Origin of the sequence: Psychromonas arctica, assembly GCF_038155225.1 — a bacterium.
In the GTDB taxonomy this organism is placed as follows: Bacteria; Pseudomonadota; Gammaproteobacteria; order Enterobacterales; family Psychromonadaceae; genus Psychromonas; species Psychromonas arctica_B.
This window is the reverse complement of sequence record NZ_JBAKBA010000024.1, coordinates 18,282-32,416: the sequence shown is the minus strand read 5'-3', so window position 1 is coordinate 32,416 and position 14,135 is coordinate 18,282. Positions and strand designations below refer to the sequence as shown.

Here is a 14,135-nt window from a genome sequence, read left to right as displayed (position 1 = left end):
TTAACATTTAAAAAAATTTATGTTTTTTTGTTGTAAAAGCTAATTTACTTTTTAAAGTGGTTGGTATAATCCTTTAACTTAATGAATAGAGTCTCTTACCATGGATATTTATAGAGAATAAAAGTATTTTTCTTCTCTATTGAATTGTAAAAAAAACATAAAGTTATGATATTATCTTTCAAAAATTAACCATGGAAGATAGAGACTATGCAATCTGAGCTCCCAGACCAAGATGAAACGTTAAACCAAAGTGAGACTCTTCAAAAAAACAACAAGAAACAGCGTCAAGCCATACGATTTGATAATTCTGATTTAATTAAAAGTGGTTTTTGGGTCGGGCAAATATTTTTAGTTATTGCGACGGTAGCGGGTGTCTATTTAGCTGCACAAGAAGGATTATCTCAAGCGCTGTTATTTGAAAATTTAAACAGCAAAGAGAAGAACTTCTATCTGCAACATGCGTTAGCCGATGAACTTGGTGATAATGTTATAACACTTGATGGTTATGCTAAATTACTTAAAGATAAATCGCCCTACGACATAAAAGCACACCATCCTATGATTGATTCTTTTGTATGGGACAACATGAAATACTCTTCCAATGCATTGGAAACCCCAAGTCAAATTCTCTCTGCAATACGTCGTTATAACTCTGAAACTGCATTAATCATTAAAAAAATAGAGAATCGTCAATTTGGTGCTAAGTATGGTGCTGGTTTACTTGCCGTACTTAATCAAAAAACTAAAGATGGCGCGCTAAAAGAACTTATTAACAATTATACAAAACTTCATCATGAACTCACTGAAGCCGGTATTGACGTTAGTCCGTTATAGAATAATTAAGGAAAATGACAATGAAAAATTGCCCAAACTGCGCTAGCGTTTCAATGGGAAAGTATGAGTTTCATCAACAGGAAGTTGACAAATGCCAAGAGTGCCATGGAATATGGCTGGAACTGGGGGAATTAGATGGCGCATTATCGATTGCTGATAACGATAATGATCAAGTGTACCTTGAGGAAAAATTGGGAGATAAACTTGGCGCATCAAAACGTCACTGTCATGTATGTGACCAAGTATTAACACGTTATCATTTAATGTCAGGTTTCGAGGTTGAGGTTGATACTTGTTCTAGCTGCTCTGGTGTGTGGTTAGATAATGAAGAGATCGAAAAAGTGACTCAATCCCCAGCTATTGCTCAAGCATTATTAGAATTAGATAAACCTATTCAAAAACGTACCTGGTTGTTTCAATTCTTATCTCAAATGCCAATAGAATATAATTTAAAGCCTAAAACGACTCCGTGGGCTACGTATTCTCTATTGTTATTAAACTTATTGGTTTTCATTAGCTATTCGATAGGGTTGGTCGGTGAGTCCTTTGCTTATAACAATTTTGCATTACATTCTGATCAAGTAAGTCATGGACACCAGTTATGGACTCTACTAACACACATGTATATGCATGGTGGTGTGATGCATCTGATTGGTAATATGTACTTCTTGTATATTATTGGTGACAATCTTGAAGATACATTAGGTCGTGGTAAATTTATTTTATATTACACACTTTGCGGCCTTGCTGCAGCGGCAGCACAGATTCTTGCTGAACCTGATTCATTTGTTCCAATGGTGGGGGCAAGTGGTGCGATTGCTGGTTTATTTGGAATGTACTTATTGTGGTTTAGACACGCTAGCCTGACATTAATGATTGTTATCTACCAAAAGAAAGTGAGTCCGTTAGTTTTCTTTGCTATTTGGTTAGGTATTAATGTCATTGGTCTTTACTTTGCTGATGAAAGTGGCGGTGGTGTTGCTTACTGGGCTCATATTGGTGGCTTTATTGCTGGTCTTGTCATTGGCTTATTAGTTAAAAAACAAGTCTTTGCTAACAATCCATTATTAGCAATACTCAATAGCCCTGAAGTTAAAATTAAACGTTAAATTCAACTGGATGGTAAAAAATATCTTATTTAAGTGACCTTTAAATAAGCGTGATTTTCGTAATGTAATGTATTGATTGTATTTAAAAATTACTTTTTGACGCTAATATTAAGAAAATATTAGCGTTATAAAGTACATTTTATTTTGCTATTAAATTGTCCCAATAAGGTGGTGAACCGTAATATCCTTCCATGAAATCAATAAAAAATCTGACTTTATTAGGTAATGATTTTCTGTTGGCATACACCGCATATAAACCAATTGGGTCAAGTTCAAAGTCGGGTAATACCTGAATGAGTTCTCCGCTTTGTAGTGCTTTACTGGCAATAAAGGTTGGTTGTAATACGATACCTGCACCAGCAATAGCCGCTTCAACTAAGACATCACCATTATTGCTACGCAATGCACTGCCCGTGTTTTGTGTTCTTAACCATCGAAATACTTCATCCTTACCATCTATTTCCATGTAGCTATAGTGTAAGTAACGATGTGTTTTAAGATCTTCGGGTTTAATAGGCGTGCCGTATTGCTTAAGGTAATCTGGAGAAGCACATAAAATAACGCGAATTGGCGCAATATGTTTAGCGATTAATGACGAGGTTTTAAGTTGGCCGATACGAATCGCTACATCAAACCCTTCATCCACAATATCAACTTTTCGGTCGTTGAGCTGTAAATCTACATTGACTAACGGATAACGTAACTGGAATTCTGCCACTAACTTAGCCATGTGCTTTAATGCGAATGAAACGGGGGCGCTAATACGTAATGTTCCCTTGGGATTTTGTTGCAAACCACCAAGTTGTGAATCCATTTCGTCAATGCTTAATAATATTTGTTGAGCATGCTGATAATAATGTGTTCCCGCTTCAGTCAAACTGACTTTACGTGTTGTACGGTGTAATAATCGTACATCAAGTTGCTCTTCTAATTTCGAAACATACTTACTCACCAGCTGAGGAGAGAATTGTAAGGCTGAAGCTGCATTACTAAAACTACCTTCAGTGACGACGGCAACAAAGGCTCTCATTGCATCAATTCTATCCATTATTACCTCTGTTCTTTATTAACTGTTTTGGCTATTCACTAATATTTTCATTGAAATGCTTTCATTGAAAAATTTTATTTAAAACAAGATTATCAACACTTTGTTGTTAATTATTCTATATTTTACATATTACTCTTTTGTATCGTTGATAGTAAAGTGACTCCATCCCAATAAGCAGGGGCAACACTATTAATTACTATTTTATAAAGGAATAACCTATGAATTCACCATTATTAAACAAACTACTGTCATCGAAAGCGGGTATTAGTGCATTAATACTTCGTGCTCCGATTGGTTTAATTTTAGCAGCACATGGCTCACAAAAATTATTTGCTTGGTTTGGTGGTTACGGTTTAGAAGGTACTGGGCAGTGGATGGCTAGCATCGGTATGACTCCGGGATATTTAATGGCTTTATTAGCCGGCAGTGCAGAATTCTTTGGTGGTTTAGCATTATTGTTAGGGTTATTAACACGTCCAGCGGCAGTAGTTGCAGCGTTTACTATGGTAGTGGCGATATTCTCGGTACATATAAGTAATGGTTTATTTATGGATAACAACGGTTACGAATACGCATTAACGTTGTTAGTCGCATTGATTGCGTTAGCAGTGCAAGGTGGTGGCCGTTTTAGTTTAGATAACGTATTAAGCAAAAAATTGAGTAAATAGTTTAGTTCATCTTATTGTTCTATTTTGATCATTATCGCTAGGATCTAGCGATAATGATCTTTTTAAACTGTTTAGTAGTTTAGTCGTCTTTTTCATTTCATATAAATGATTTGATATTCGAAACTGGGTTTGGAGTGAATATGAATAATCTCAATATTGCGTTTATTTCACATGGTGGGGGACCAATGCCCTTGTTTAATGATGCTGCACATCGAGATATGAATCGTTATTTAAAATCATTAGCGTCTATATTGCCAAAACCCAGTGCGATTCTGGTGATAAGTGCTCATTGGGAAGAGAAAGAAGTACGTGTTACAGCGTGTTCAAAACCAAAGATAATTTACGATTATTATGGTTTTCCAGAGTCGGCTTATCAAGTTCAATATCCAAGTGCTGGTGAACCAGTGCTGGCTGAAAAGATTCAACAGGCCTTAAAAGAAGCCGCTATACCAGTCATAATGGATTATCACCGAGGTTATGATCATGGTTTGTATGTGCCTTTAACATTAATGTATCCAGAAGCAGATATTCCAACCATCCAACTTTCATTAGTGAACCATCTTGATGCCAAGCAGCATTTAGCGATTGGTAAAGCTTTACAATCGCTTGATTATGAGAATCTATTAGTGATTGGCTCAGGCTTTTCGTTTCACAATATGAAAGCTTTTAAAGGTGAACAAAACGCTAAAGATGGTCAACTTAAAAATCAACAATTCGATGATTGGCTAAAGACGAATTTAAGTGATAAAAGCTTATCAGAAAGTGAACGTCATCAACGACTAACTCACTGGGAAAATGCGCCACATGCACGCTATTGTCATCCACGAGAAGAGCATTTGTTGCCATTGCATGTTTGTTATGGTCTAGCTGGGCGTGTTTGGGATGAGCATGAGAATGTTACTATTATGGGTAAGCGATCAAGCGCATTTGTATGGCGAAGTGATGTTTAATACCAAGTAATATTAGATGTAAGTTAATTTAAAATAAACGATTGGTAAGTCACCAAAAGAGAATTATTCAATTTAATGAGTAGCTCTCTTTCCATTTAAGCTGAATAGCTTTTAGTGAGTTAGTTTTTAATAAACTAAGCTTACCTATTTTTCTTGTATCTTTTTCTTCTTGCTGCTTTTACTTCAATCTTTTTAGCTAATTTATTTTTCATGATCTCAGCCACTTCAAGTTTTTCAACGGCAACCATTTCAGGTATTTCAATACTCAATGGTCCTAATGCACCTGAACGTAATTCATTGAGCAGAATTGTTGATACTTTATAAATATCAAAATGACCACCTGCACGCAATGCTCCACGGCGTTTAGCAATCAATTCCATTAATTCATGGTCTGATTGTGGTGTTTCATCAAAATCATAACGTTCTTGTAAACGGGGTAAATAATGTTTTATTAAATACTCAGCGGCGTAATATGCGATATCTTCATATTCAATAGCTGTATCTTTAATCGCACCTGTTACTGCTAAGCGGTAACCCGAGTTAGCATTTTCAATTTTAGGCCATAAAAATCCGGGCGTATCAGACAACATAATGCCACTTGGAAGGCGAATGCGTTGTTGGTTTTTGGTCACTGCGGGTTCATTACCCGTTTTAGCAATAATTCGATCTGCTAAAATATTAATGATGGTTGATTTTCCGACATTTGGAATGCCCATGATCATAGCGCGAATCTGTTTGTCTTGGCCTAATCGGTGAGGCAACAATTGCTCACACAGTTTAGTGATTTGATGCACTTGTTCCGGCTTGCTGGTGGTGATAGCAATTGCTTTTATATCTTGGTCTTGCTCTAAGTATTCAATCCATCTAACCGTGATCTCAGGGTCAGCAAGGTCAGCTTTGTTTAATACTTTAATACAAGGTGTTTTTTGTCGAATAGCTGCAATCAGTGGATTTTCACTGCTGTAAGGGATACGAGCATCAACAACTTCAATAATAATATCAACTTGTGGGAGTACTTCTTGAATTTGTTTGTGTGCTTTGTGCATGTGCCCAGGAAACCACTGGATATTCGCTTTACTCATTTGATTTTATTGCCTTTTTTATTTTAGCCTTGTCTCATGGGGTACTATATGGGGTACTAAATGAGTTTGCTTAAATTAATTAAATTGTTTTATTCCTGTAGTGTAACTGATGGTTGATGAGATATACATTTAATTACTCTTATACGGTAATTGATAGATTGTATGAGTTATTTAACAAAGATAAAGTGTGATTTAAACTTGTTGTATGTTTAGGTTACTTCTTGTTTCTGGCGTTAGGCGTATTTAGACGTCATAATTTATAAAGCCTAACACCCAGAAAATATAAGATAAGCTAGAGATACTTAAACTTGGCTTGTCATCAAATGTGGAACATTGGCTCTACTCAAAAGGCTTATCTGACCGAGAGGTTTGTAAGCACTTGAGAAGTTTTATTGTATTGGTGTGGGATGAAAATAATATTGGTGAAACCTTCTTTGAAGAACATCGTGGCTATATTGAGCCAGAGTTAAGGAAATTTCCCTTCTGTTTTTTTTGGGAAGCTATTTATTAAGTCATTTGTAAAGGCTTACCTACGTTAAAAAACTAACCTGTTAAATACAATTTCCCAACTTAACAGTTTGGGAAGTTGTAAAGTCTTATGCCGTGAGGTGGTATTTAAAATAACGATACTGAGGTTCCTTTTTTGACAGTTTTAATGCGTAAAAGGTTGTTGTAAACTGCAATTTCACTAAGTCACTTCCACCTCAAGGCACCTTAGTAGCCTATTAATTTTTGGCCAATATTACTTAGTTACAACAAGGTTTTTTCAGTAAGGAGGGGGGCTGCTTAGATTAAGTTGAACGGCATAAAACACTGAGTTATGAGGATATAGATTAAGCAATATCAATTTTATTTTTATGTATTGGTTAAACAGGTTTTTATAGCGCTTATAAACCTATGCTCTGAATTCAAACAATATTAAAAATGTAATCTATCCATTTATCTGAAATAAAGCATGGTAAATATCTTACCTAATCAAAAATGTTGAACTGTCACTTAAAACTCAACGACAGTTCAACAGTATTCATTACGAACGAAGCGCAATTAAAGTTTGATAGAATGGAATAGCTAGGTCTGCATATAGAGTAGCCAGTGCTTCTCCAGTTGGGTTCTTCCAATCTCTTTGAAGTTCAGCTGTTACGCCAACGGTTGAATTCATTGTCACACCGGCAGCCGACATACGCGCAATAGATGTTGCTTGAGCTGCGTTGTTCCATGTACCTGATGCATCAATAACAGCATGGACATTATAGCCACGATCAACCGCACTTAATGCAGCAAAGGTTAAACAAACATCCGTCGATATACCTGCTATGATAAGGTTTTTACGGCCAGTTGCGTTTACTGCATCAGCAAATTCAGCATAATCAAAAGCATCAATTTCACCAGTACGTTGAATAATTTTTACATCAGGTAATTCATTTGTGACTTGTGGAATTAATGGGCCATTTGGACCATCTTCAGCTGAAGTTGTTAATAAAACAGGCATATCAAACATTTTAGCCGTTCTAGCTAGAGTTGCTGCATTGCGGCGCACCATATCTTGATCTAAATCTTGAACACCAAGCAATAAACCAGTTTGATGATCTACTAGTAATATTGCACTATTTTCTGGTGTGAAACGATTTTTTGGATAATGTTGTATTGTCATGTGCTTTTTCCTTCATTTAAGTTTTAAGTATTCTTTTTTAAGAGCTCAAGAAAGAACAGATAGCTCTTTTTAAAGTATGAATAATAGCGATGCTAATTAAAGCGAGTCGATGAACTCAGTTACTGAATTTGTAAGCTCTTTCTCTTTCTCAGTATTTAAAACCCCATCTACAAAATGGTAATAAAAACTCCCTAAGCTGTATGACCCTTTAATATCAGCCCCCCACCATGGCATTAACTGCGTTAATGTTTGGAGGTTTGTTGCACCGCCATTAGGACCGGGAGAAGTGCTAAGTAACAATACTGGTTTTTTTGTTGCAAACATTGGGTTCTGTAAGTCTCCTAAACGAGATACCCAATCTATTAAGTTTTTAAATTCTGCAGGCATACCACCATTGTGCTCCGGTGAAGCAATAATGAAGGCATCGTATTCAGAAAATAATGCTCGGATTTTTTTAGCTGCTTCTGGGTGACCTTCACTTTCCTCTTTATCTAAACTAAAAAATGGCATTGGATAATCTCGAATGTCTAACATTGCAACGTTATGACCTTCAATTTTGCTCGACGCTAACTCTAATAGCGTTCTATTGATTGAATTTGCACTGTTACTTGCTGAAATGGTTAGTATTTTTTTCATGTTTTAAATTCCTATATATTAGTGGTGTTAATCACTTAACTGGGACCAACACCTGTCTTATTTAACGTTGAGTTAAAGGGCTATATCTTGTGACTATTGACGTTATGAAGCTTTATTTAAATAAATGAGGGTTAGATAAACTTGCTGGGTAGATGCGGTGAAATTTAAATTCACATCACGTACTAAATCACCGTCTTTTACTTCAACATCATTTAAAATGCCTTTACCGCCTGTGATGTAAGCGATGAATTCACCATGCTGGGTAATAGTCGTATTTTTACTGAGCAAACCTACTTCAATAATAGTTTGACTATCCAAGGTTTCGCTCTGTGATTTATTACCACCGTAAACCCTTATCATTTGTTCTTTTTTGAGATCATAAAACTTGTAGCTTGCCGGCTCGCCGGCAGTTTCAGGTAACACCCATAGTTGCAACATTCTATTTTCTTTGTTTTCAGGGTTAATTTCATTATGAACAAAACCTTCCCCTCCAGCGCGTTGTGCTTGCACTTGTTCTGCATGCATTGCCTTGCCATTTTCCATAGAGCCTTTATGCTCTATACTTCCTTCAACCATAATTGAAATGACATCTAATTCTTTATGCGGATGCATACCTGTTTGACCATTGGGTAGAAATTGAGCATCGGCTAAATAAATAAAATTACCAAGCCCGTTCCATGTGTTATTTTGTCCGCCAATTTTGTTATCAACGATTAAGCGAGTTTCTTTTAATCCTGCAAAACCACCTCGGTGTAATGAATTTTTACTTAATAACTGCATTTTCATTTCCTATTTAACGATTAATTGATAATGAAATAACTTTAACATTTCATTTTTTCGAACTATGAAACTATTGTATATTTTTATTCCTTGATTAAAATCAAGTAATACTGACAAATACGTTCGAATTTACTGAACAATTATATTGATGAGGTGAAGTAGTGAAATTATCTTTAGAAGCTTGTGAAGTATTAGATGCAATAGATAAAAAAGGCAGCTTTGCGGCAGCTGCAGCAGCTTTATATCGTGTTCCTTCAACCGTGACATATACCATACAAAAATTAGAAGAAGATTTAGGCATTATGATCTATCGACGAGAAGGTCGCAGATCTGTGCTAACACCTGCAGGTAAAGTATTACTCGAACAAGGTCGAGAGTTACTAAAAGCGGCTCAAAATATTGTAGAAACGGCAAAACAAGTGGATAGCGGGTGGGAGTCACAGATCACTATAGCAATCGATACCATTTATGATATCGACAAGTTATACGAGGTTGTTGAAGCATTTTATCAATTACAAACAGGTGTGGAAGTTAATATCATAGAAGAGGTATTAGCTGGAAGCTGGGAAGCTATTGTAGAAAATAGAGCTGACTTAGTTATCGGTGGACCTTCCCCTGAAATAAATACTCAAGGTATTGCATTTGAGGAAATTGGGGTAGCTGAATGGCAATTTGTTGTCGCTAAAAACCACCCTTTAAGTCAAATTAAACTTCCCCTGTCAGAAGAAGATACAAAGCCATTCCATTCAATTATGATCAAAGACTCCTCAAAAAAATCACCTTCTATGACACATAGAATATTCGAGAAACAAACTGTATTACGGGTTGCGACAATGGAACAAAAAATTTCAGCTCAAGTGAAAGGCCTAGGGATCGGTTTTTTACCCACACATCGTATCCTTAATCATCTTAAAGCAGGCACTTTAATTCCTCTTTCAATCACAAAAGAAGCGGCCTTAACTCCTTTATTTATGGGGTGGAGAAAAAATAATAAAGGTAGAGCAATACGATGGTTCATCGATAAACTTCGTGATTATAGGCAAGAGTAACTGATCAACTATGACTACTTTCATAGTAGCCATATACATATATGGTAATGAATTATCTAATAGCACATTATGCTATTAGATGGATGCATATTAAGATTATTATTCGACGTTAATATCAGTCGTTACTGACATCCCAACTCTTAATTTCTTAGTCAATGGTTGATCTGCTGATAATTGAATACGAATAGGTAATCTCTGCACAATTTTTGTAAAGTTTCCTGTTGCATTATGAGGGCCAACAGCCGCATAACTTACGCCGCTCGCAGGAGCAAGGCTGTCAACGTATCCGTTTAAGAATTCACCTGGAAAGGCGTCAATTTCAATCTTCACAGGATTGCCGGGTGTTACTTTAGCTAACTGTGTTTCGCGATAGTTAGCAGTAATATAAATCTTATCTATTGGAACAATTGCAAATAAAGGTGTGTTAGACGTGATATAGGCACCTTCTCTTGCTGTTTTTTTGCCAATAACACCATCTCTCGTTGCGACTATCTGAGTATATGAAAGTGTTGATTTAGCTAAAGCTAACGAAGACTCTGCTAGCTTAAGCTGGGCATTCGCTTTATCAATTTCACTAATAAGCACATCAAGTTCTAACTTTGCTTCATTTAATAACAATTTATTTTTCTCATTAATTGCTTTTTTTACATTCAATTGTTTTCGTGCATATTGCAACTTCTGAATACTCGAGGCACCATCTTTAGCTAAATTTTCATATCGAATGAAATCATCCTTAGCAAACTTAACATCAGCTTTACTGATATCAAGTAGCACATCCGCAGTCTTAATCGCATTTCTCTGTTTTATCAGCATTGCTTTCAATACGGCTACGTTAGCTTTCGCAGTATTCACTTTCGATGTTTCCATATCGACAGCTAATGTAAAGTCTCGACCATCAATCGTCGCCAATAATTCGCCAGCTTTCACTGTCTGATTATCCTTAACCATTATCTTATTCAAAGTGCCTGATATCTGAGATGAAACAAATGTAATATCCGCCTGCACATAAGCATCATCTGTTGTTTGATGCGCAGCTTTAGACTCTGGCTGATTAAAGTAAATAATAATACCGACTGCAATAATCAGTAATAAGGTGATCAACATTATTTTTAATAATGTAGGTTTATTTGTTTTAGTCATGATAATTATCCGTGTAAAGGTTTAGATTGTAAGTTATTAGCAGTAGGCACAATTTGGGGGGATGGCGCAGGTATATAAAGCATTCGCCAAACAAGAAAAATAACACCAATGGCGAAACAACCTAATAGACGATAGGTATCTGCAACCGATAATATGTGAGCTTGCTCGGCAATAATATGATCTATATTGATAACTTGAATAGCCTGTAAATTTTCATTTTGCATCGCTTTATCAAGCAACATTTGAGAGTGATAATGTCCTCGTGCTACTAATATTTGCCCAACAACGGCACTTCCAAATAATGTGCCTAAAACGCGTAAAGCATTAATAGTGCCTGAAAAGTAAGGTCCTTCCATCGGCTCAACGACGCTAGTCATTAAAAAGAGTAACGGAACCACTGTCATTGACTGGCCAAGTGCTTGTAGTAGTGTGGCAGTAATAAACTGCTCAACATGCCATTGGCCAGTTAATTGTGCACTTAAAAAACAGGCTGCAGCAATTAAGGCAAGCCCCAAGCATAATACAACTCTAGCATCGACCCATTTTTGATAGAGAAAAATAGCAACAACTGATCCTAGTATTAATTGTGGTAAAGCAATATAAAGTCCAATGGGTGCAATTTGCTGTGCTTTAAACCCTTGAATCATCCCAAGATAACTAGAAGGCAATAAACTGCCAGACAATAAAATAGTGAGCAAAGCCATAAAGATAATAGAGCCTACCCACAGATTACGCCGAGAAAGTAATTGTAGTTTTATAAAAGGCGTTGGGTGATACCATTCACTTATTAAGTACACACCAAGAAAAGCGAGGCCACTTCCTAACGAGATACAAATAAGGGGAGAGTTAAACCAGTCCAATCGCACTCCCTGAGAAAGACTAATCCCAATGAGTATTAGAGAGGACATTCCAAAGCCCATACCAAACCAGTTCCCTTGTTTAAATCGCGCAGTTATAATTTTCTCTTTAGGTAAAGTCATTCCCACTAAAATAAGCGAGATAAGACACATAGGAATAATCTGCCAATAAATTAAACGCCAGTCATGCAAACTATCTGTCCAATATCCTGTTAGCCATATTGCAAGATTAGGAGCAAATGTGGCGGTTAGTGCATATAAAGCTAATCCGTGAAGACGAATACTAGGTGGCAGTGTTTTTAATGCCATCATCATTAAAATAGGGATCAAAGCTCCGCTACTCACACCTTGGATAAACCGTAATGCGATCATAAGGTTAAGGTCTTGAATAAAAGGAAGCAGCAGACCAATCGCGGCACTACACATCACCATGTAAAAATGAAAACGACGTACTGATAGTGTGATAGCAAACCAAGTTGCAAAAGGCATTGCGATCAACTCACCAACAGTATAAGAAGTAGAAAGCCATGATGCAGCATCCATCGCGAGACCCAATGTACCGCGTACTTCAGCTAACCCTAGACTACCCACTCGGCTATTTAATCCAGACATAATCGCCGAAATTAAAATACCAAGTAATGCGACAAGTAAATTTAATGGCATTTTTGCAGGTTGATTTTTTTGTGGATTCAATTCCAACCTCCACCTAATGCTTTATATAAATTGACTAAGCTAAGTGTTGATTGTGTTTTATTAATATTGAGTTTGGTTTCACTCACTAATACATTTCTTTGTGCCGTCAGTACTTGTAGGTAATCTGCAACACCTTCTTGGAAGTTACGCTCAGCTACATTAAATGCTTCTTTATTTTGCTCATAAGCGACAACTAACTCTGTATTTTGCTGGACCTGAGCGGCGGTGTAGGTCAACGCGTTATCGACTTCATGCCATGCCTTTAAAACAGTTTGACGGTAGCGAATTGCTGCACTTTTTTGTTTTATTTCAGTTAGTTTCAATTTTTTAGTTAGCGCTTCACCTTGAAATATAGGTAGATATACCGTCGGTCCAATAGAAAAGAATCGAGAACTCCAACTAGATAAATCTTGATACTCAAAAGCATCGACACCTAATTGTCCATTGATAGCAATACGAGGATAAAAATTAGCTTTAGCCACACCAATATCAGCAGTAGCCGCATGAAGCTCTGCCTCAGATTTTAAAATATCAGGTCTACGATGCGCTAACTCTGAAGGAACGCCTACTGGAATTTCTTTTGGCAAAGACGGTAATGGTATAGCGCCTTTCAATCTATCATCAAGTGCATGTGGTTTTTCTCCAAGCAACAAAGCAAGTGCATTCATTAACTTATTACGACGTTGTTGTAGTTGTGGCAACATCGCTTTAATTGAAGCTAATTCTGCTTTAGATGTTGATGTTTCAAAACGCGTACCAACGCCGTTACGTTCGCGGCTTTCAGTCAGTACGAGGGTATGTTTGGCAATATCTCTATTATTTCTTGTTAGCTCAAGCTCTGCTTGTACACCTCTTAGTTGTAAATAAGTTCGTGCTAGTTCAGCACTAATAGCAACATAAACGCCACGTTGCCCATACTGCGATGCAATTAACTGTGCCATTGCACTTTCATTTTCTCGGTCAAATTTCCCCCACAAATCCAGCTCCCAACTCGCATCAAAACCAACTTGCCAAAAATTGTTAGCTCGAGTAGGTGCGCCTAATGCAGCAAATTTTCCATTTTCACTTAGCCCATAACGAGAGTAACTGCCCCCTACACTTAATTCGGGTGATTGGTTTGACTCTGTGACCCCAAGTATTGCTCTACTTTCTGCAATACGGCTCATGGCTAATTGTAAATCTAAGTTTTTTTTCTCTAACTCTTTCTCCAATAACGTTAATAAAGGATCTTCAAATAACGTCCACCAATCGGATTTTATTGGTGTTGATACAATTAATAAGTTTTCTGATTGTTGCAGAGAGTTTGTAGACCACTCTGATATTTTTACTTCATTATCAGGCTCAGAATGATCAGGGCCTACGCTACAACCACTAAGTAATAATAGAGAAACGCTGAATAAAACCATTTTTCCTGTGAGCTGTAGTACCTGTTTTATAAGGTGATAAAAGGACATAAATTTACCTGTAAAGAATATTATAACCAAAACCACCAACTGTACCGAACCGACCGGTACAGTTGGTGGTTAAAAAAATGGACTAACCTCATTAACTGAGATTAAATCCAAATATATTTCAACGCTTGATTTCGAACCGAACGGTACGGTACACTAATTAAACTAAAATTGTCAACTTTCTAAT

Annotated in this window: 13 protein-coding genes; 5 read left to right on the top strand and 8 right to left on the bottom strand. The window is 36.7% G+C overall.

Annotation, left to right across the window (positions count from 1 at the left end):
• Positions 1-207: 207 nt before the first annotated feature.
• Complete coding sequence (locus tag V6255_RS11170) at positions 208-834, top strand: hypothetical protein (RefSeq protein ID WP_341628237.1); 627 nt, start codon at positions 208-210, stop codon at positions 832-834.
• A gap of 20 nt (positions 835-854) precedes the next feature.
• A complete protein-coding gene (locus V6255_RS11165) occupies positions 855-1,943 on the top strand; it encodes a rhomboid family intramembrane serine protease (RefSeq protein ID WP_341628236.1) in 1,089 nt (362 codons plus the stop codon).
• Between the two features lie 139 nt (positions 1,944-2,082).
• Here V6255_RS11165 and V6255_RS11160 read toward each other — a convergent pair whose 3' ends face one another.
• Positions 2,083-2,991 (bottom strand): LysR family transcriptional regulator, encoded by a 909-nt coding sequence (locus V6255_RS11160; RefSeq protein ID WP_341628235.1) that lies wholly within the window; start codon positions 2,989-2,991, stop codon positions 2,083-2,085.
• Positions 2,992-3,209: 218 nt separating this feature from the next.
• On the opposite strand from V6255_RS11160, the gene V6255_RS11155 reads away from it, so the two are divergent.
• Entirely contained in the window at positions 3,210-3,659 is a 450-nt protein-coding gene (locus V6255_RS11155) for a DoxX family protein (RefSeq protein ID WP_341628234.1), read from the top strand.
• Positions 3,660-3,799: 140 nt separating this feature from the next.
• Positions 3,800-4,609 carry a class III extradiol ring-cleavage dioxygenase gene (locus V6255_RS11150; protein WP_341628233.1) on the top strand — a complete coding sequence of 270 codons (810 nt, stop codon included), beginning with the start codon at positions 3,800-3,802 and terminating at the stop codon, positions 4,607-4,609.
• Between the two features lie 140 nt (positions 4,610-4,749).
• Here V6255_RS11150 and ylqF read toward each other — a convergent pair whose 3' ends face one another.
• The 4 genes from ylqF to V6255_RS11130 all read right to left on the bottom strand — a co-directional run bounded on the left by ylqF (position 4,750) and on the right by V6255_RS11130 (position 8,758).
• Positions 4,750-5,691, bottom strand: a complete 942-nt coding sequence (ylqF, locus tag V6255_RS11145; RefSeq protein ID WP_341628232.1) for a ribosome biogenesis GTPase YlqF — start codon at positions 5,689-5,691, stop codon at positions 4,750-4,752.
• A 1,027-nt stretch (positions 5,692-6,718) separates the two neighbouring features.
• Positions 6,719-7,342: an isochorismatase family protein gene (locus V6255_RS11140; protein ID WP_341628231.1), complete on the bottom strand. Its 624-nt coding sequence runs from the start codon at positions 7,340-7,342 to the stop codon at positions 6,719-6,721.
• A 96-nt stretch (positions 7,343-7,438) separates the two neighbouring features.
• Positions 7,439-7,978: an NAD(P)H-dependent oxidoreductase gene (locus tag V6255_RS11135; protein ID WP_341628230.1), complete on the bottom strand. Its 540-nt coding sequence runs from the start codon at positions 7,976-7,978 to the stop codon at positions 7,439-7,441.
• A 102-nt stretch (positions 7,979-8,080) separates the two neighbouring features.
• On the bottom strand, positions 8,081-8,758 hold the full coding sequence (locus tag V6255_RS11130; protein ID WP_341628229.1) for a pirin family protein: 678 nt from the start codon (positions 8,756-8,758) through the stop codon (positions 8,081-8,083).
• Positions 8,759-8,919: 161 nt separating this feature from the next.
• Between V6255_RS11130 and V6255_RS11125 the strand changes: the two genes are divergently transcribed.
• Positions 8,920-9,807 (top strand): LysR family transcriptional regulator, encoded by an 888-nt coding sequence (locus V6255_RS11125; protein WP_341628228.1) that lies wholly within the window; start codon positions 8,920-8,922, stop codon positions 9,805-9,807.
• A gap of 99 nt (positions 9,808-9,906) precedes the next feature.
• Here V6255_RS11125 and V6255_RS11120 read toward each other — a convergent pair whose 3' ends face one another.
• From V6255_RS11120 to V6255_RS11110, 3 genes are read right to left on the bottom strand one after another with little or no spacing between them, the layout of a single operon-like run.
• On the bottom strand, positions 9,907-10,947 hold the full coding sequence (locus V6255_RS11120) for an HlyD family secretion protein (RefSeq protein WP_341628227.1): 1,041 nt from the start codon (positions 10,945-10,947) through the stop codon (positions 9,907-9,909).
• A gap of 5 nt (positions 10,948-10,952) precedes the next feature.
• The gene (locus V6255_RS11115; protein WP_341628226.1) at positions 10,953-12,497 is read right to left on the bottom strand and encodes an MFS transporter; all 1,545 of its coding nucleotides are present in this window, start codon (positions 12,495-12,497) and stop codon (positions 10,953-10,955) included.
• Positions 12,494-13,951, bottom strand: a complete 1,458-nt coding sequence (locus tag V6255_RS11110; RefSeq protein ID WP_341628225.1) for an efflux transporter outer membrane subunit — start codon at positions 13,949-13,951, stop codon at positions 12,494-12,496. The genes V6255_RS11115 and V6255_RS11110 overlap by 4 nt, the downstream gene beginning before the upstream one ends.
• Positions 13,952-14,135 lie beyond the last annotated feature (184 nt).